The organism is Halobacillus karajensis, assembly GCF_900108515.1.
Taxonomy (GTDB): Bacteria; Bacillota; Bacilli; order Bacillales; family Halobacillaceae; genus Halobacillus; species Halobacillus karajensis.
Genome location: NZ_FNWW01000003.1, coordinates 129,489 through 147,340, shown reverse-complemented (window position 1 = coordinate 147,340; position 17,852 = coordinate 129,489). Strand labels below are relative to the sequence as shown.

Here is a 17,852-nt window from a genome sequence, read left to right as displayed (position 1 = left end):
GAGAGCAACAGAAGAAATAAGGAGAGAGGTCTTGTTCGTAATCCCACCATAGACTCTTAACTGTTAACCAGTTCTCAATTAAAAAAAGACAACCCCACAGTTTTCATCTACCCCCGTACCTTTTCAGTATGGTTACAGGAGATATTAAAATGAAACACAGGACTATCATTTCCATGACAAATCGTTAACATCCCAGGGGCTCTTGTTTATTCCTGTTACACTAGAACTCGAGTAAACAACAAGGGAGTGGTACCGAGCATGTTAAATCGATTGTTCTTATCCTTTTTTGGTATTTTCATTCTCACTGGCTGTATTTTTCAGGGAGATACTGTTCAAGTACTTACCGCAAAACCAGATGATTATGAATTATACTTATATACTAAAGCGGACCAAGAAGAATCCGCCCAAGATTATCTCAGTGCTTTGCTTGACTGGAAGTTAAAACAGAAGGATGGATCTGAACTTCAATTTGAACAGTCCGAACAGAAAAAAGACAAACTTAAACTTCCTACCGATGAATTACCACTCCTTGTTGTGAAGGAAAACGGGAAAACTTTAACAACAATTGCTGGTGACAATCCACGTGAAGACATATTAACGACATTAGAAGATAAAATAGTAATCGCAAAAAAATAACGGAAAACATCGAAACGTGAGGTGATTTTTAATTAAGCGAAAGAAATCCTTCTTATGTCTCTCCTCTCCCCTATGAATGTGATAGATAGATGGTAGGAAGGCGATGAGAATCCTCCGCCCCTATTTAAAAGATACACAAAAACCCGACAGGCTCAAATGAGCCGTCGGGTTTTTTAAGAAATCTGCGATTATTTTACGATGTGGATCGGTTGATCAATCGCAACTTCTGCTGCTTCCATCGTGATCTCACCTAGAGTTGGGTGAGCGTGGATAGTTAACGCTAAATCTTCTGCTGTCATGCCAGCTTCGATAGCCAAGCCAAGCTCAGCAATCATATCACTCGCATTAGCACCTGCGATTTGGGCACCGATGACAAGGCCATCGTCTTTACGTGTTACAAGTTTTAAGAAGCCATCACTTTCGTTAAGAGAAAGTGCTCGTCCGTTTGCTGCGAACGGGAATTTAGCTGCTTTTACATCATATCCCGCATCTTTTGCTTCTTGTTCTGTATAACCAACAGAAGCTAGTTCAGGATCAGAGAATACAACAGCTGGAATTCCTAGATAATCAATTTCGGATTTCTCACCAGAAATCGCTTCTGCAGCGATTTTACCTTCATAAGAAGCTTTGTGAGCAAGTGGAGGTCCGTCAACGATATCACCGATCGCATAGATGTTATCAATGCTTGTACGGCACTGTTTGTCGATTTCAATCAGACCTTTATCCGTCATCTTAAGGCCAAGATCTTCCAAACCGATTTCATCTGTGTTTGGACGGCGGCCAACTGTTACAAGAACGTAATCCGCATCAATCGATTTTTCTTCACCTTTTGCTTCATACTTCACTGTAACACCATTATCCGTTTCTTCAACACCTTGAGCCATCGCTTCTGTAACGACTTCTACGCCTTTTTTCTTCAGACGCTTCTTAACTAAAGAAGACATTTGCTTTTCAAAGCCGCCAAGAATATCTTTCGTACCTTCAAGGATGGTTACTTCCGTACCGAAGTTTGCATAAGCCGTACCTAACTCAGTACCAATGTATCCTCCTCCGATAACAACCATTTTATTCGGAATTTCATCAAGGTTCAATGCACCTGTTGAATCAAGGACACGATCAGAGAACTTGAAAGAAGGGATCTCAATCGGACGGGAACCTGTTGCAATGATGCAATTGTTGAACGTATACGTTTGAGAATTCTTTTCGTCCATGACGCGTACCGTGTTCTTATCGACAAAGTAAACTTCCCCTTTGACGATGTCCACTTTATTTCCTTTAAGCAGACCTTCTACACCGCCTGTCAGTTTATTAACAACTCCGCCTTTCCATTCTTGCACTTTGGAAAAGTCTACCGTTGTGTTTTCAGACTTGATCCCCATATCTTCCGCACCTTGAGCATGCTCATAACGGTGACCTGCCTGGATCAATGCCTTGGAAGGTACACAACCAACGTTCAAACAAACGCCGCCTAAGTTACCTTTGTCAACAATCGTTACATTCTGGCCAGATTGTGCAGCGCGGATAGCAGCAACATAACCGCCAGGTCCCGCACCGACAACTAACGTATCTAATTCAATTGGGAAATCTCCTACTACCATACTTTACGCCTCCATCATGATTAGTTGTGGATCGTTCAGTAAACGCTTGATGTTGTTCATTGCATGCTGAGCTGTTGCACCGTCGATAATACGGTGGTCAAAGCTTAGGGAAATCGCAAGAACTGGAGCTACTACAACTTCGCCATCACGTACGATTGGCTTGTCTGCAATACGTCCGATTCCAAGGATCGCCACTTCTGGGTGGTTGATGACCGGAGTAAACCATTGGCCACCTGCAGATCCAATATTCGTAATTGTAGTGGAAGCACCTTTCATTTCTTCAGCTGATAGTTTACCGTCACGAGCTTTCACAGCTAGTTCGTTGATTTCGCTTGATATCGAGAACACAGACTTACGATCCGCATCTTTAACAACTGGAACCATTAGTCCCTTCTCTGTATCTGCAGCGATACCAATATTATAATAGTGTTTCTGAATAATTTCATCCGTATTGTCGTCAATTGACGTATTAAGAACAGGATATTTCTTCAGAGTGGATACAAGAGACTTCACTACATATGGAAGGTAAGTCAACTTGATATCTTGTTCTGCAGCGACTGCTTTAAACTTCTTACGGTGAGCAACAAGCTCGGAAACGTCCACTTCATCCATCAATGTTACGTGAGGAGCTGTGTGCTTGGAGTTCACCATAGCTTTGGAGATCGCTTTACGGATTCCACTCATTTTCTCACGAGTTTCAGGATACGCTTCGCCTGCAGCTGGTGCTGCTTGCTGTGCTGGTGCCGCTTCTTCCTGTTTGTCTTCAGCTTTTGCATCTGTTCCAGCTTCTGGTTGACCACCGTTCATGAAGCTTTCTACGTCTTCTTTAAGGATACGGCCATTTTTGCCAGATCCTTGTACTTTACGGATATCGACATCGTTATCACGAGCGAATTTACGGACAGAAGGCATAGCCACAACGCGACGATCCTCATCGACGTTACTGTCATCAGAAGATGCAGCTGGTTGTTCAGACTTTTCTTCTTTAGCTGCTTCCTCTTTTTCTTCCTTCGCCTCTTCTTTTGGCTCTTCAGAAGATGGAGAGTCTTCAGAACCATCATCGATTGTAATGATGACCGTTCCTACAGTTGTCGTCTCACCTTCGTCAACATGGATGTCTTTGACAGTTCCATCCACTTGTGAAGGGATTTCGACTACTGCTTTGTCGTTTTGTACTTCACAAAGTACATCGTCTTCTTTTACTTCGTCGCCAGGTTTGACGAACCACTTTGCAATTTCACCTTCGTGGATACCTTCACCGATATCAGGCAGCTTAAATTCAAATGCCACGGTTATTACCTCCTAGTAGTAGAGATGATTAAAAGTTCATAACGTCGTTGACTTTTTCAACGATCGTGTTGTGATTTGGCAGCCATACTTCTTCTGCTTGAGTAAATGCATAAACGGTGTCTGGTGCAGTCACACGCAATACAGGCGCTTCAAGATGTAGAATGGCTTTCTCTTGGATTTCTGATACGATATTCGCAGCGATTCCTGCCTGCTTTTGAGCTTCTTGAACAACAACCGCACGATTTGTCTTCTTCACAGATTCAAGAATTGTTTCGTAATCAACCGGAGCAACAGTACGCAAGTCGATAACCTCTGCATTTACTCCGTCTTTTTCAAGTTCTTCTGCAGCTTTAAGGCAAGAATGAACCATCGCACCATAAGCAACTAATGTTACGTCTGTTCCTTCACGCTTCACGGCAGCTTTATCAAGTTCTACTGTATATTCTTCTTCCGGTACTTCTTCACGGAAGGAGCGGTAAAGCTTCATGTGTTCAAGGAAGATGACCGGATCGTTATTACGGATGGAAGAGATCAAAAGACCTTTCGCATCGTATGGATTAGATGGGATTACGACACGGAGACCAGGTTGTTGAGCCATTAGGCCTTCAAGGCTGTCTGCGTGAAGTTCTGGTGTGTGGACACCGCCGCCAAAAGGAGAACGAACAGTGATCGGCATTGGACGTGTACCACCAGAGCGGTAACGGTAACGTGCCATTTGTCCACTGATGGCATCCATCGTTTCATAGACAAACCCGAAGAATTGGATTTCAGGTACTGGACGGAAACCGGTGAGTGCAAGTCCAATGGACATACCGCCGATTCCAGATTCAGCTAGTGGTGTATCGAATACACGATCTTCACCGAACTCTTTTTGAAGTCCTTCCGTTGCACGGAATACTCCGCCGTTCTGACCAACGTCTTCACCAAAAACGAGGACGTTGTCATCATTTTTAAGTTCAGTACGCATCGCATCTGTGATGGCTTGGATCATTGTCATTTGTGCCATGATTTACTTCGACTCCTTTTCCTTATATTCTTCCAACTGCTCTTTCAAGTTTGAAGGAAGTTCCTCATGCATGATACCGATTAGATCAGTAACCGATTGTTTCGGAGTATTGTCAGCCTCTTTAATCGCTGCTTTGATTTCTTCTTTTGTTTTCTCGATCAATTCGTTCTCTTCCTCTTCAGACCAAAGGCCTTTGGCTTCTAGGAATTTTCGGAAACGAACGATAGGATCTTTCTTCTCCCACTCGTTGTCTTCATCCTCCGTACGGTAACGAGTCGGATCGTCTCCAGCCATTGTGTGTGGGCCGTAACGATAAGTAAGTGTCTCGATCAATGTCGGGCCTTCCCCGTTCACAGCACGCTCACGAGCATCTTTTGTTGCAGCATAAACAGCTAGTACGTCCATACCATCAACCTGGATACCTTCGATTCCAGCCGCTACTGCTTTTTGAGCAATGGTTTGCGCTGCTGATTGTTTTTCAACAGGTACAGAAATCGCGAAACGGTTGTTTTGTACAACGAAGATTGCCTGTGCACCGAAGGCACCAGCAAAGTTGATTCCTTCGTAGAAGTCTCCTTGGGAGGCACCGCCATCACCAGTGTATGTGATCGCAACAGCATTTTCGCCGCGCTTTTTATATCCAAGACCAACACCAGCTGTCTGCGTGATTTGCGCACCGATGATGATTTGTGGACTTACAGCATTAACCCCTTCAGGCATTTGGTTTCCTTTATAATGACCACGTGAGAATAGGAACGCTTGGTAAAGCGGAAGTCCGTGCCAGATCAATTGTGGAACATCACGGTAACCCGGTAGGATAAAGTCCTCTTTCTCAAGTGCAAATTGGCTTCCTAGCTGGGATGCTTCCTGTCCAGCTGTCGGAGCATAGAAACCAAGACGCCCCTGGCGGTTAAGCGCAATAGAACGCTGGTCAAGAATACGCGTGTAAACCATACGGCGCATAATTTCTTTCAGATCTTCATCAGATAGGTCAGGCATATAATCTTCATTTACGATTTCGCCTTCTTCATTAAGGATTTGAAACGTTTCGAACTGATTTTCAATGTTCTCAAGAGTTCGTTTCAAAGTCATTCACCCTTTCCTTTCGTATTTTAAAATGGATGCTGTGAGTTAGCTTTCCCAATTATGAAAAAAAACTGTACCTATTTGCTCTTTACGTTTTACCCTGAACAGAATTGAGTTAATCATACAGGGAAGATGACAGAAACTGTTACATTTTTTAAGTAAGTTTCAATGGTACAATGGCAATCCATTATGTAGTTTAGCTCAAATCGTCATCATTCGTCAATCACTTCGCTACATAATATCCATACATAGTCATAGAGCTTCTTACAGCAGTCAGAAAATGACTTTTTTTGTCGCACAAAACCCCGATACTGTATCACCACAAAAATAAGCCTGTATTAATCTTACTTTTTTTTAACCAAACAATCAAATGAATTGACTTAAGTGCAGAAGAGCCCTGGGAGCTGCGACACGCTTAAGGACATTCGTGCAGTGATGTGATTTCCTTCTAGGAACAAATGGACTTAAGACCTCGAGCAGCTGGGCTCTGGCGCCGAAAAAGTTTGGTGGGGAGATGTTCTGGAAGACTCGATTAGCCTAAGACAAGCGGCACAGTGGCATGCCTTTCTCTACAGAGGTGATTGTCTAATGTCTGGAGAGGCTGGACGCCGGAACCGGATATCTAAGGTGCAGAAGATCCACGGGAGAGACCCGAACGCCCCACTCCCTGTGAGATCAAATCAAAAAACCGTCGACATTTGTCAACGGTTCTTCCCTATTCTTCTTTTTTATCTTCTGAAGCTGAGGACTCGTCTTGTTCTTGATAGCTTACATCAAGATCCATAGCCTCATACAATTCTTTTTTTAATTGATTATACGATTCGGTGTGTTTATTGAAACTTTCATTGTGTTCCATCACTTCATTGTATTTCTGATTAACTTGATCTATTTGATCTTGGAGCTGTTCTTCCGTCAACTCTTCGTCCTGCATCATATCATACAATTCTTTATCAAGGGTGAGAGCTTCGTCATAAGCCGTATAAAGATTTTGATACGCCTCGTATCTTGCATCCATTGTTTCGACCAATTCCTCTGCTTTCACTTTCGCTTCTTCTTTTTCTTCATCTAAATCATTCACGGGAGATTCGATTTTATCGAATTCTTCTTTTGCTGCATCAATGCTCTCTTTTTCAAGATCCAGTTTTTCTTTTCTTTCTTCTACGATTTTAGCTGCTTGCTGTGATTTTTCTTTAATTTCATCGATCTGGTCCATATTCAAGTTGATGATTTCTTCATATAATTGTTGTTCTTTTGTTTCAAGTTCCACCATTGGCTGTTGTTGCTCCCGGAACGTATCTTCTAACGTGACCGCTTTTTCCAGATGATCATAAATCTCTTCTTCTGCCGACTGACCCGTACAGGCAGATAAAAAAGCTGCCGTTGCCAAAAGCGCCGCAAAAATATGTAATCGCACAACTTTTCCCCCTCGAATTCCGTGAAACATTATTGTAATCTAGACGTATCTACAATAGTATAATAAATGATATTAAATGAAAAGAACCTTTTTTCACATATGTTACCATTGACATGAGCGAGTTAAGGTTTATTATAAAGAGCTCTATCACTAGTCATGTGAAATTTAATAGATAAAATAAAACGTAGGTCCATGTTTATTAGAGCTTCTTAGAAAAATGTTTCAGGCAGAAAGGATGTTGTTTTATGATTACAATGGACGATATTGTCCGTGAAGGGCACCCCGCATTGCGCAAAGTAACCGAAGAGGTTCCCCTCCCCCCTTCCGAAGAGGACAAAAAAACATTAGAAGAAATGATTCAATACTTAAAAAACAGTCAGGATGAGAAGGTATGTGAACGGTACGGCCTTCGTCCAGGTGTTGGATTGGCTGCTCCTCAAATTAATGTAAACAAGCGCATGCTTGCGGTTCACTTTACTGATTTGAAAGACCGCCTATACAGTTATGGCTTGTTCAACCCCCGCATTGTCAGTCATTCTGTTGAAAAGACGTATCTATCTACAGGAGAAGGCTGCCTCTCCGTTGATCGTGAAGTGCCTGGCTATGTTCCGAGGTATCGCAGAATTACGGTTAAAGCGACAGATCTTGAGGGAAATGAAGTGAAATTAAGGTTAAAAGATTACGCTGCCATCGTTTTTCAGCATGAAATCGACCATTTACATGGCATCATGTTCTACGATCATATTAATCAAGAGAACCCTTTCAAAGAGCCGGAAGGTGCGACCCCGGCTGACCGTTAAGACCTTACAACCGGACCCCATCACCTTCTATTAATAATAAGTAAATCATAAAAAGCTCCACCGTTTAAGCGGTGGAGCTTTTTTATATACCTTACTGGGCCATTTTCCTTCTAAGTAAGGAAGCGATGCACCTGGTTTACTTTAACAATCCAAGCTCATATATGGCATGAGCTATCCCATCCTCAGCCACGTCTTTCGTAACAAAATCACTGACTGCTTTCGTTTCTGACACGGCATTTCCCATTGCGATGCCTGTCCCTACTTCGCGAATCATTTCAATGTCATTGAGTCCATCCCCGAACGCGTAAGTATCTTCCATATGAAGACCTGCCGCTTCCACAAGTTTTTTAATCCCTTCCGCTTTGGAACCACCTTTTGGCAAGACGTCACAAGATACTGGGTGCCAGCGAATATAATCGAAAGCATCATAAGCTTCGCGGTACTCTTCTATTTCATCGCCTTCACAGAATAAAAGCGCTTGATAAATCTTCCTTCCCCTAAAAAAAGAGGCGTCTGCACTCGGGTGATCAATGTACAATGTGCCCAAGCTTTCCTCGATATGATTATGATCGGGAACAGATGCCTTCATTTCCTCGTGGTTCATAAATACCATAGGATGGTCGTTCCCTTCCGCATGGTTGTGAAGTCTTTCCAGTTCAGGTTCTGAAAGTGGATTATTGTACACTTCTTGGCCTTCAAAAACAACATACTGCCCATTGAAGCTCACAAAGGAATCGATTCCAAGTTCCTCTCTCAATTTTTTATACATGAACGGAGCTCGCCCTGTAGCAATCGCACAAAAAACGCCCTCTTCTTTTAAAGCCTGGATAGCTGTTTTCGTCTTTTCCGGTAATTTTTTATCATGGTCAAGTAACGTACCATCAATGTCAAACAGCGCAATTTTCTTCGTCATAACTTGGTTCCTCCTAAAAATAGCGATATACAATTTTTCTATATGTATCATAGCATACCCTTTTCTTTGGCTATACTGTAGCATGAGTGGATAGGTTTGAGAAGAAAAACAAACGATATATATAAAATATAATATGTAAATGTTTCATTCTTCCACAAACCGTATTATACTAGAGGTAACAGGGATTGGGCGGTTTAACGTTTTATGTTTTCTTCATTTGATGAAAGGGGATAGATGCAAATGATGAAGCGTCTACGAAGGAAGCTTAGAAAACGTTGGAAAAACATTATGAAACGAAAAACATACGCGTAAATCATTGTTTAAGGGTGTACCGAGCACCTGCACATACCGTTATCATTACCATACAGGTTATAAAACGTGCTATGATGATGACAGGACAAGAATGTGGAAATTATATCTAGTTAGGAGCGATAGAGTAATGATATTTAAAGTACTATATCAGGAACAGGCGAGTGAAGTTCCTGTCCGCGAGCGTACAGAAAGCCTATACGTGGAAGCGGAAACAGAAAGACAAGTTCGTGAAAAATTAAAAAATGAAGGATTCAATATTGAATATATTCAGGTGCTTGATGAGGATCACCTGGAATATGAAAAGCAATCCGAAAATTATAAAGTGGAGAGCTTGTAACCGATGAAATTCGTTAAGAATGATCAGACAGCCGTATTTGCCCTTGGCGGACTCGGTGAGATCGGTAAAAATACGTACGGTGTACAATTCCAAGACGAAATCATCCTCATTGATGCAGGAATTAAATTCCCGGAAGACGAGTTGCTCGGTATCGACTATGTCATCCCGGACTATACGTACCTTGTTCAAAACCAAGATAAAATCAAAGGACTATTCATCACACATGGTCACGAAGACCATATTGGCGGTATTCCCTACTTGTTACGCGAAATCAACATCCCCATTTATGCTGGGAAACTGGCTATCGGCCTTCTGCGTAACAAATTGGATGAACACGGTCTTTTACGGAATGCGAAACTGAACACCATCCAGGAAGATGATGTCATCAAATTCCGTAAAACATCCGTATCTTTCTTCCGTACAACGCACAGTATTCCTGATTCTTATGGAGTTGTCGTTAAAACTCCACCAGGAAACGTTGTACACACAGGTGACTTTAAGTTTGACTTTACACCTGTAGGAGAACCAGCTGATTTAGCTAAAATGGCTGAAATCGGTAAAGAAGGCGTTCTCGCCCTATTATCAGACAGCACCAATGCAGAAGTTCCTGGTTTTACAAAATCAGAACGAGTGGTTGGACAAAGCATCGACGATATCTTTACGCGTATGGACGATGGTCGTTTGATCTTTGCCACGTTTGCTTCCAACATTCACCGCTTACAGCAGGTCGTGGAATCTGCCGTTAAAAACGGTCGTAAGGTCGCTGTATTTGGCCGTAGTATGGAATCTGCCATTCGAATCGGTCAGGAACTTGGATATATCCGTGCCCCTAAGGATACATTCATTGATGCCCAACAGATCAATAGGCTTCCAGCAAATGAAGTCGTGATCCTTTGTACAGGCTCTCAAGGTGAACCAATGGCTGCCCTGTCGAGAATTGCCAACGGTACTCACCGCCAAATTCAAATTCAACCTGGCGACACCGTCGTGTTCTCTTCTTCCCCAATCCCTGGAAACACGATCAGTGTCAGCCGTACGATTAATAAATTGTACCGCGCCGGTGCAGATGTCATCCACGGCCCATTGAATGATATCCACACCTCAGGACACGGAAGCCAAGAAGAAATGAAGCTAATGCTTCGTTTAATCCAACCAAAATTCTTCATGCCGATTCATGGTGAATACCGCATGTTGAAAGAACACGTAAAACTGAGCCACGATTGTGGAGTGGAACCTGAGAACTGCTTCGTCATGGATAATGGTGATGTATTAGCCCTTGGTAAAGAAGAAGCAAGTGTCGCTGGTAAAATCCCGTCCGGCTCTGTCTACGTAGATGGCAGTGGAATCGGAGATATTGGAAACATTGTTCTTCGTGACCGCCGTATCCTTTCAGAAGAAGGACTTGTCATTGTCGTGGTCAGCATAAATATGAAGGAATTCAAGATTGCATCAGGTCCTGACATTATCTCTCGTGGATTTGTTTACATGAGAGAATCAGAGGACTTAATTAAAGAAGCACAAAAACTTGTCAGCTCCCATGTTGAAAAAGTTATGGAACGTCGTACGACCCAATGGTCTGAAATTAAGAATGAGATTACGGACACCATCGCACCGTTCTTGTTCGAAAAAACCAAGCGTCGTCCGATGATTCTCCCAATCATCATGGAAGTGTAAGTATAAAAAGAACCCGCTGGGATAATATCCCAGCGGGTTCTTTTTCTTTTTTACCTCAAACGCTTCAATGCTTTTACCATATCAGGCAGATCGAGGTTGCCTGATTCAAAAAACTCTTTAATAATATATTTCGAAAAGTTAACAGCAGACTGATATTCGATTTTTCCAGGTAAAGGCGCTTGATCTTCGATAACTACATCAACAAGAACCGGCTGATCCGATATAAAAGCCTGTTTCATTTTTGATTCTAGTTCCTCATAGGATTCAATACGGATTCCTTCCCCTCCACAGGCTTCTGCAAACTTAGCAAAGTCCACTTCTCCTAAGTTCGTAACATAATTCAGATGCCCCATTTGTTCTTGCTCATATTTAATCATCCCGATCTTGCTATTGTTTAGGACAATCATTTTAATCGGAAGGTTGTATTTAACAGCCGTTACAAAATCATGCATAACCATTGAAAATCCGCCATCACCTGCTACACCAATGACCTGTTTCTCAGGATGTGCTTTCTTTGCAGCAATGGCACCAGGCAGGCCGCTTCCCATGGTTGCCAACCATCCTGATAAAATGAACTTCTGGTTGACTAAATGTAAAAAACGGGTTAACCAAACCGTTACATTCCCCACGTCCCCTGAGATGATCGCCCCAGGCTCCACATGTTTTTCAAGTTCGTACATTACTTGAGGGGCATGAAGAGGATCTTCTGTCGAACGTTTTTCTTCCTGGATGGCAATTCTCCATTCGTTCATTTTTTCCTGATAATGCTCGAGGTAGGCCCTCTTTTCAACAGATTGGACGAGCTTAGTTAAAGCGGAAAGGGTTTCCTTGCTATCCCCAGGAAGTCCAACTTCAATCGGGTAATATTTGCCTAAATGTGCAGACTTATTGTCGATTTGGATCGCAGATACATCCTCAGGAAGAAAATCTCTATATGGAAATTGGGTGCCCACGAGGATGAGCAAATCCGTTTCTTTCATCGCATGGTAAGCGGGTTTCGTTCCAATTTGCCCAAGCTGGCCAAGACAATATGGATGATTATCGGGAATAACGCCTTTCGCTAGCAAACTTAAAATGACAGGGGCTTTGATAGTTTCCGCAAAATCAATCAATTCATTTTTTGCTTGTCGTGTACCCTGACCAGCAAGGATAATCGGTTTTTCCGCGTTTTCGATCAATTGTCTTGCTTCATTCAGCTGTGTTTGGGAAGGGGACACTTCCGCTTTGTAATATTTCCCAGAAGTAAGCCGCACTTCTTCCTTCTGTTTGGCAGCAAATAAGTCATCTGGAACGATGAGGACCGCTACTCCTTTATAGGTGTAAGCTTCTTTGATCGCCTGGTTAAGTAAGTCGGGGAGCTGTGCTTCCGTTTCAGCCCGACGATTAAAGACCGCCACATCATCAAACATCCGTTCAAGATTGATTTCTTGAAAAGCACCGGTTCCTACTTCTTCACTATGCACTTGTCCAACAATGGCCAGTACTGGTGCACTGTCTGCTTTAGCATCGTAAAGACCATTCAGGAGATGGACAGCTCCAGGGCCCGCAATGGCTGCTGTAACGCCGATTTTCCCTGTTAATTTAGCATAGGCTGCAGCGGAGAGGGCGCCTGTTTCTTCATGACGCACTTGAATAAATTCGATTTCTTCTTTCCTCTTTCTTAAATCTTCTATCAGCTCGTTGATGGAATCTCCAGGCATCCCATATATGTGATCGACACCCCAATTGATCAATTGCTGTGTCAGGACTTCACCTGTTCTTTTATTGAACATCAAAATCACCCTTTCCCATTCCACTAAATTATTTCCCTTAACCTTTCTTATATCCTTTTCATCCTTTTCTTAAACAGCACCTTTTATAAACTCCCGGCATCCTCGAGAAGAAGGTCCGCCAAACAACCACGGAACATGAAGGGTTCAGTTCCATATACCTTCTCATCATCAATAGATTTATCGAGGCAGGATCCCTTCCGCTCGAAGCACGGATTGAATAGCCTTGCGTGCTTCCATTAAAACAGATTCTTTCCAATTCCTATCTTGAGGATAGAACATATTCATGAATTCTCCCCTGATCCACTCTCTGCTTTCGTGATTCTTTGTTCCTTCCCAATACAGCTGATTTTCTAAAATAATCGTGATGAACTCCCGGAGTTCTGCCTGCCGACTGGTTCCAAAAGTACCGAATTCAAACAGAGCTGAGGTCAGATGTTTTGAGGGAAACTTCTCCTTTTTTAACTCATAGAAATAATTGGTGGAATCCCCCTTAACCTTTTCAGGTGAAAAAACTTGGATATTATTTAGTCCATACCATTCCATCAGCTCTTCTTCATGTTTTTTATTTTCTTTTGACATGACCATCGTCACCTCATTTGAAGGACCTAAAGCTGTATGCCAGTCCATGTGCACAATCCGATCAAAACGGTTAAGGAGTGTTTCCTGCCACGATTTCATATAGGTAACTGATGGTTCTTCTTCTTTTCCACCGAAATAAACGCCTCGTTCAAACTGAAATTGTCCCATTCCTTTCGCCTGTTTTATCCCTTTATAACCTTCCTTCATCATGCCTTTACTTAGCGACTCATAGAGGGACGTTTTTTCTTTTTCAATGCTTTCCACCGGACGTTCAGGCAGAAAAATATGGCATTCCTTTTCATACATACTATTGATATCCCGGGGGATAGCGGAGGGATTCAAAAAGTAATTCCGATTTAAGTCGACATTATTTTCTGTGACCCTGCGGAAATTCCTCATTCCCCAAGGATTTATGGCGTGTACAAGACATATTCCAGTTTCAGAAGGATCCATATCCTCGATCCATTCTTCCACAAACAAACGAATGACTGCGGCTCCCGCATACCCCTCAATACCATGTTCCCCACTAGTCATGAAAAGGACCTGGCGATTAGATTCATCGGCTTCAGCATAAAGAACATCAATCGTGTTATCCTCTTCTTCCCCAATAAACTTTGTGTATAGTTTAGCTCCGGGCCATTTTGACTGGATAAGGGAAAGTAAATGACGGAATTCTTTTCTTGATTCTTCATAGGCTCCTTTAAAATAATGATTCACTGCTTCCATTCTTTGATTCTCCCCTCATCATGTTATGACTCTCCATTCGTTCCTTTCATCAATCGTTTCCTCCTCTAACGTCTATTCAAACCTACGAGAAACAAAAAATAAAAAACCCTGAGCTCAAGTCTCAGGGTTTTGACCGTCTTGTTCGTCTTCTAACTCCAGTATTTCTTTTCCAAGCTGCTCTATTTTCTCTTCCAGGGATTTCATGAAGACAATTTTAGAATCCAATTCCTCTTCGTATTCAAACGTCTGCCCAAGGATGTTTTTCATCTGTTCATCCAAGAAACCGATAATATCTTTCGAGGACTCCTCATTGAATTCAGAAAAAGACTGTAAGTATTTTTGGTTTTGTTTTTGTAAATTAGCATTTAACTCTCTCAAATGATCGATTTGTTCTTGCTTTTCCTTGAGTTCTGATAGGACAGCTGCCTGTTTCTCCTCCAGATTCTCCCGTGCCTTTTCCCATTCTTTCTGCTTTTGCTTCCATGCTTTACTCTCCGCTTCAAAAGATTGAATTCGGGATTGATAGTTGGTCTTTTCTTCTTTTAATTGCACTGCCATTTTTTCTTGTGCTTTTTTCTGATTAAGCAGTTCCTTCCGTTCCTCTTTCAATTGCTGCAGAGAATCTTGTAGTGTCGGCAATCTTTCTTCAAAATAATTATTTTTCTCGATGCGTTCTTGAAGTTCTTTTTTAATGGTCTGGACAGTTGTTTCTAGATGATTTTTTTCCTCCAACGCTTTCTCTAATCGATTCGCTTGCTTGTCATTTTTTCTTTGAAGGGTTTCGATCTGTTTTTGTTGTTGCTGACTTTTCTCTTTGATGGAATGGTAGGCGGCTTCCACTTTTTGAAACTTCTTCGCGTTTTCTTCCCCGCTTTTCTTAAGCTTTTCACATGTATTTTCCGATTGCTGTAAGGTTTCTTTTAGTGAGGAAGCCTCTTTTTCTTTTGTTTCTGCTTTATTTTCGAGAACCTTTATGGATTTCTCCATACTTGCCCTATCTGTTTTGGCTTCATTCAGCTGTTGTTCAAGTGATTGGTTTTGTTCCGAAAGGTCTGCAATACGGGTGATGTGATTCGCCGCTTTTTCTTCGTATTCTTGGACCTTGGTCTTATATTCTGCTTTTGTCTCATCCAGTTCTTTTGCCTTTTTTTGAACCAGGTATTGATGATGGGAGATCTCTTTTTTAGCAGAAGCCAGATTTTGAGACAGCTCCGTGATTGTTTTTTGATAGCGATTCGCTTTTTCTTCCCACCGTTGAACTTCTTCCTGAAGATGATCTTCTCGTCTTTTGCTTATGCTGAGCTGATTCTCCATGCCTCTTAATCGTCGATTCGACTCTTCCACGGCTATATTTTTTTCCTTTTGCAATTCTTCCTGCTGCTCCAATAGTTCAGCATTTTCTTTCTTCAATTTCGTCAATAAAGCATAATGATAATTCTCTTGATAATCTCTTACTTTTTCTTTATATTTCGCCAGCTCTGATTTGAAATGAATGATTTTTTGCTGCAATACAATCGTATCTTTCTCCATCCTCATTCCTCCTACCGAGCATTTAATTGTTCAGTAAATCCAGAATTTCTTTCAGATGATCTTCCTGCTCTTCTAAAAGATTTTCAAAAGCTTGCTTTTTTCCCTCATTCGACGTAGACGCTCCTCCTTTCTCCTCTTTATTCATAAGTAGCATCATCAACAGCATTTGCAATGTTTGTTCATCCAAATAGACGAAACTTTGGCCTTTTTTCCCTTCTTTCACATCGCTCAACTGACGCATCATCCACTGCCTGAGATACTTTTTCATGAAGATCTGTAGTTCGCGATCATCCATGATTATCGTCCTCCCTATCTACGTTCATCCCACTGAGGTTAATTTGGTTCAAAGCAGGAACCCCTTCTTCATGCTCTTCGCCATACGTAAAGCCCATCAAGCTGCCGGCATAGTTTTTTTCCGGAGACCATTTCAATTGGAAGTTGGAAAAGGTTAAGGAATCTCCTGGTTCAATCTGTTTCACTTCAACAGGACGCAGCCAGAATTCCTCTTTATCTGTCACTTCATTCAACCGCTCCCATGCTCCGGACATACGCATCTTCTTTAAAGAATCTTTGTAGAGATATTTACCTAAAAAATGAAAAATGGAGTTCTCTGATAGCTTCAGACAAATGTAGGGAGCCTTGAACGGTTCTCTTCCTTTATTCTGAATATGGAAGCTGCCAAGAAGCATGCTTTCGTGGGCAGGATCGTGGGAAAAGTGAATTGAGTATGTAAAATAGCTGTATACATGCTGATCCTGGGATTGTTTTAGTTCTTCGATTTTCTCTTTAATTTCATGAATGTAGCGTTCATGTCTTTTTTTCCATTGTGAAAGGTCTGAATCCACTCCAATCACCTCCACAAAATATGTCTTATTAATGATTCTTACTCCAAAAAGAATCCTCTTATTCTCTATAAGCACACTTATCGAGAACACATACCTACGAGGCTTTTGTTTGAGGATATGGTGGGTGGGAAAAGGGCTCGCTTTCCTTGGGTATGTGGTGAGCATTCTTTGGCTTCGCCTTCCGGGATCTTACCTATCATAACCCTCCCGAAGGAGTCCCTCCATTTTTCCACACGATAGGAGATCATCAAACCCTATTCTTGATAGGGAGCTTGAGTAGCTGAAAATAACTTTTTATAGGGGACTGAAGAATGATTCTCCTCCCTAACCAGGCTAAGGGTTTCTACGCAGTGAATTCGAGCCCTATATATAGGGAAAGTAGCGTTGAGGAAGGAGGAGACTCCCACAGCAGAATGAACGAGGCGAGATCCCACAGGGTTTAGCCCGAGGAATCTTGCCAGTCCCCCTAGAAAAGTGAGTCCTTTCCCAGCCTCCTTAATCTCCAAAGGTATTGCGGAAATCACGTCTTCCCAGGTAACTGCCATTTCGTTTAATAACCCAAGTACGAACGTTTTCTTAGCTTACGCCAAAATAAAAAGAGAGGAAAGGATTCCTCTCTTTAAACCTATGACCCTAGCTTAGCAATCATTACCGTTGTTGTCGTCGTCACCATTTGGGAACAAGACAGGGCACTGTGGTGGGATTGTTGGAGTCGGGCATGGCGGGATTGGAAGAATATCACGCGGCTGACAGAACTCAGCAGTGATTTCTAGAGTCACATCAAATGTGGATTGGATGCTTTGGCAAAGACGGACTGTTACGTCGACGTCTAATTCGTCAGCCTCTGTTCCGTTTTCAACGCAGGACGCTGTACAAACAAAGCAGCTCAAGTCTGTGTAGTCGACATCGATCTCTGTTCCTTCTGGAGCACAAAGGAGAACCTGCTCACAACGAGTAAATTCTGCACTTCCAACCTCCACAGTTCCGCCACCCAATTCCGGTGTCAAATCTACGAAGATCGTTACTTCGAAGTTTTTGCGGATGCTGACCAATTGAAGAGTCAACATTGTGCCATCAACCACAAGTTCCTGGTCTACCCGCCCAAGAACTTCAGCGTCAATTGGCTCCACTTCACATGTCACTGTATCAATAACGATATCGTCACATGTCAGCTGGCTTCCATCCGGGCCGATTGGCAACTCAAGTCCATCGACACTTAAATCGAATGTCGCTTCGTTGATGATCCAGTCATAAACTTTTTCTGTGTTGATACATAGGAGCTCTTGGCCCCCGCTAAGATTTTTTGCTTGCATGGTATGCAAACACCTCCGAAT

At 42.3% G+C, this 17,852-nt stretch carries 16 protein-coding genes; 4 read left to right on the top strand and 12 right to left on the bottom strand.

Annotation, left to right across the window (positions count from 1 at the left end; genetic code table 11):
- Window positions 1–258 precede the first annotated feature (258 nt).
- Window positions 259–636 carry a hypothetical protein gene (locus tag BLW54_RS07930; RefSeq protein ID WP_074733859.1) on the top strand — a complete coding sequence of 126 codons (378 nt, stop codon included), beginning with the start codon at window positions 259–261 and terminating at the stop codon, window positions 634–636.
- A gap of 188 nt (window positions 637–824) precedes the next feature.
- Here the strand turns inward: BLW54_RS07930 and lpdA are convergent, their stop codons facing one another.
- The 5 genes from lpdA to BLW54_RS07905 form a co-directional block, all read right to left on the bottom strand.
- The gene (gene lpdA / locus BLW54_RS07925) at window positions 825–2,234 is read right to left on the bottom strand and encodes a dihydrolipoyl dehydrogenase (RefSeq protein WP_035505636.1); all 1,410 of its coding nucleotides are present in this window, start codon (window positions 2,232–2,234) and stop codon (window positions 825–827) included.
- Between the two features lie 3 nt (window positions 2,235–2,237).
- Window positions 2,238–3,524, bottom strand: a complete 1,287-nt coding sequence (locus tag BLW54_RS07920; protein ID WP_074733857.1) for a dihydrolipoamide acetyltransferase family protein — start codon at window positions 3,522–3,524, stop codon at window positions 2,238–2,240.
- A 28-nt stretch (window positions 3,525–3,552) separates the two neighbouring features.
- Window positions 3,553–4,530: an alpha-ketoacid dehydrogenase subunit beta gene (locus tag BLW54_RS07915; RefSeq protein ID WP_035505641.1), complete on the bottom strand. Its 978-nt coding sequence runs from the start codon at window positions 4,528–4,530 to the stop codon at window positions 3,553–3,555.
- A 3-nt stretch (window positions 4,531–4,533) separates the two neighbouring features.
- A complete protein-coding gene (gene pdhA, locus BLW54_RS07910) occupies window positions 4,534–5,616 on the bottom strand; it encodes a pyruvate dehydrogenase (acetyl-transferring) E1 component subunit alpha (protein WP_035507520.1) in 1,083 nt (360 codons plus the stop codon).
- Between the two features lie 715 nt (window positions 5,617–6,331).
- Window positions 6,332–7,030, bottom strand: coding sequence for a YkyA family protein (locus BLW54_RS07905; protein ID WP_231622329.1), 699 nt, complete (start codon window positions 7,028–7,030; stop codon window positions 6,332–6,334).
- Window positions 7,031–7,275: 245 nt separating this feature from the next.
- Here BLW54_RS07905 and def point away from each other — a divergent pair, with 245 nt between their 5' ends.
- The gene (def, locus tag BLW54_RS07900; RefSeq protein WP_074733855.1) at window positions 7,276–7,830 is read left to right on the top strand and encodes a peptide deformylase; all 555 of its coding nucleotides are present in this window, start codon (window positions 7,276–7,278) and stop codon (window positions 7,828–7,830) included.
- A gap of 136 nt (window positions 7,831–7,966) precedes the next feature.
- On the opposite strand, the gene BLW54_RS07895 is transcribed toward def, so the two are convergent.
- Window positions 7,967–8,743: a Cof-type HAD-IIB family hydrolase gene (locus BLW54_RS07895; RefSeq protein WP_035505647.1), complete on the bottom strand. Its 777-nt coding sequence runs from the start codon at window positions 8,741–8,743 to the stop codon at window positions 7,967–7,969.
- Window positions 8,744–9,182: 439 nt separating this feature from the next.
- Here BLW54_RS07895 and BLW54_RS07890 point away from each other — a divergent pair, with 439 nt between their 5' ends.
- Window positions 9,183–9,392, top strand: coding sequence for a DNA-dependent RNA polymerase subunit epsilon (locus tag BLW54_RS07890; protein ID WP_035505649.1), 210 nt, complete (start codon window positions 9,183–9,185; stop codon window positions 9,390–9,392).
- Window positions 9,393–9,395: 3 nt separating this feature from the next.
- A complete protein-coding gene (rnjA, locus tag BLW54_RS07885; protein ID WP_035505650.1) occupies window positions 9,396–11,066 on the top strand; it encodes a ribonuclease J1 in 1,671 nt (556 codons plus the stop codon).
- 50 nt (window positions 11,067–11,116) lie between these two features.
- On the opposite strand, the gene BLW54_RS07880 is transcribed toward rnjA, so the two are convergent.
- The 6 genes from BLW54_RS07880 to BLW54_RS07850 all read right to left on the bottom strand — a co-directional run bounded on the left by BLW54_RS07880 (window position 11,117) and on the right by BLW54_RS07850 (window position 17,831).
- Complete coding sequence (locus tag BLW54_RS07880) at window positions 11,117–12,838, bottom strand: pyruvate oxidase (protein WP_074734129.1); 1,722 nt, start codon at window positions 12,836–12,838, stop codon at window positions 11,117–11,119.
- 177 nt (window positions 12,839–13,015) lie between these two features.
- Complete coding sequence (locus BLW54_RS07875; RefSeq protein ID WP_035505653.1) at window positions 13,016–14,143, bottom strand: M14 family metallopeptidase; 1,128 nt, start codon at window positions 14,141–14,143, stop codon at window positions 13,016–13,018.
- Between the two features lie 114 nt (window positions 14,144–14,257).
- Window positions 14,258–15,673, bottom strand: coding sequence for a coiled-coil domain-containing protein (locus tag BLW54_RS07870; protein WP_074733853.1), 1,416 nt, complete (start codon window positions 15,671–15,673; stop codon window positions 14,258–14,260).
- A 22-nt stretch (window positions 15,674–15,695) separates the two neighbouring features.
- Entirely contained in the window at window positions 15,696–15,968 is a 273-nt protein-coding gene (locus BLW54_RS07865) for a hypothetical protein (protein ID WP_035505656.1), read from the bottom strand.
- The gene (locus tag BLW54_RS07860; protein ID WP_244153497.1) at window positions 15,961–16,518 is read right to left on the bottom strand and encodes a hypothetical protein; all 558 of its coding nucleotides are present in this window, start codon (window positions 16,516–16,518) and stop codon (window positions 15,961–15,963) included. Before BLW54_RS07860 ends, BLW54_RS07865 begins: the two co-directional genes overlap by 8 nt.
- A gap of 638 nt (window positions 16,519–17,156) precedes the next feature.
- Window positions 17,157–17,831 (bottom strand): BMQ_0737 family morphogenetic spore coat protein, encoded by a 675-nt coding sequence (locus tag BLW54_RS07850; protein WP_035505658.1) that lies wholly within the window; start codon window positions 17,829–17,831, stop codon window positions 17,157–17,159.
- Window positions 17,832–17,852 lie beyond the last annotated feature (21 nt).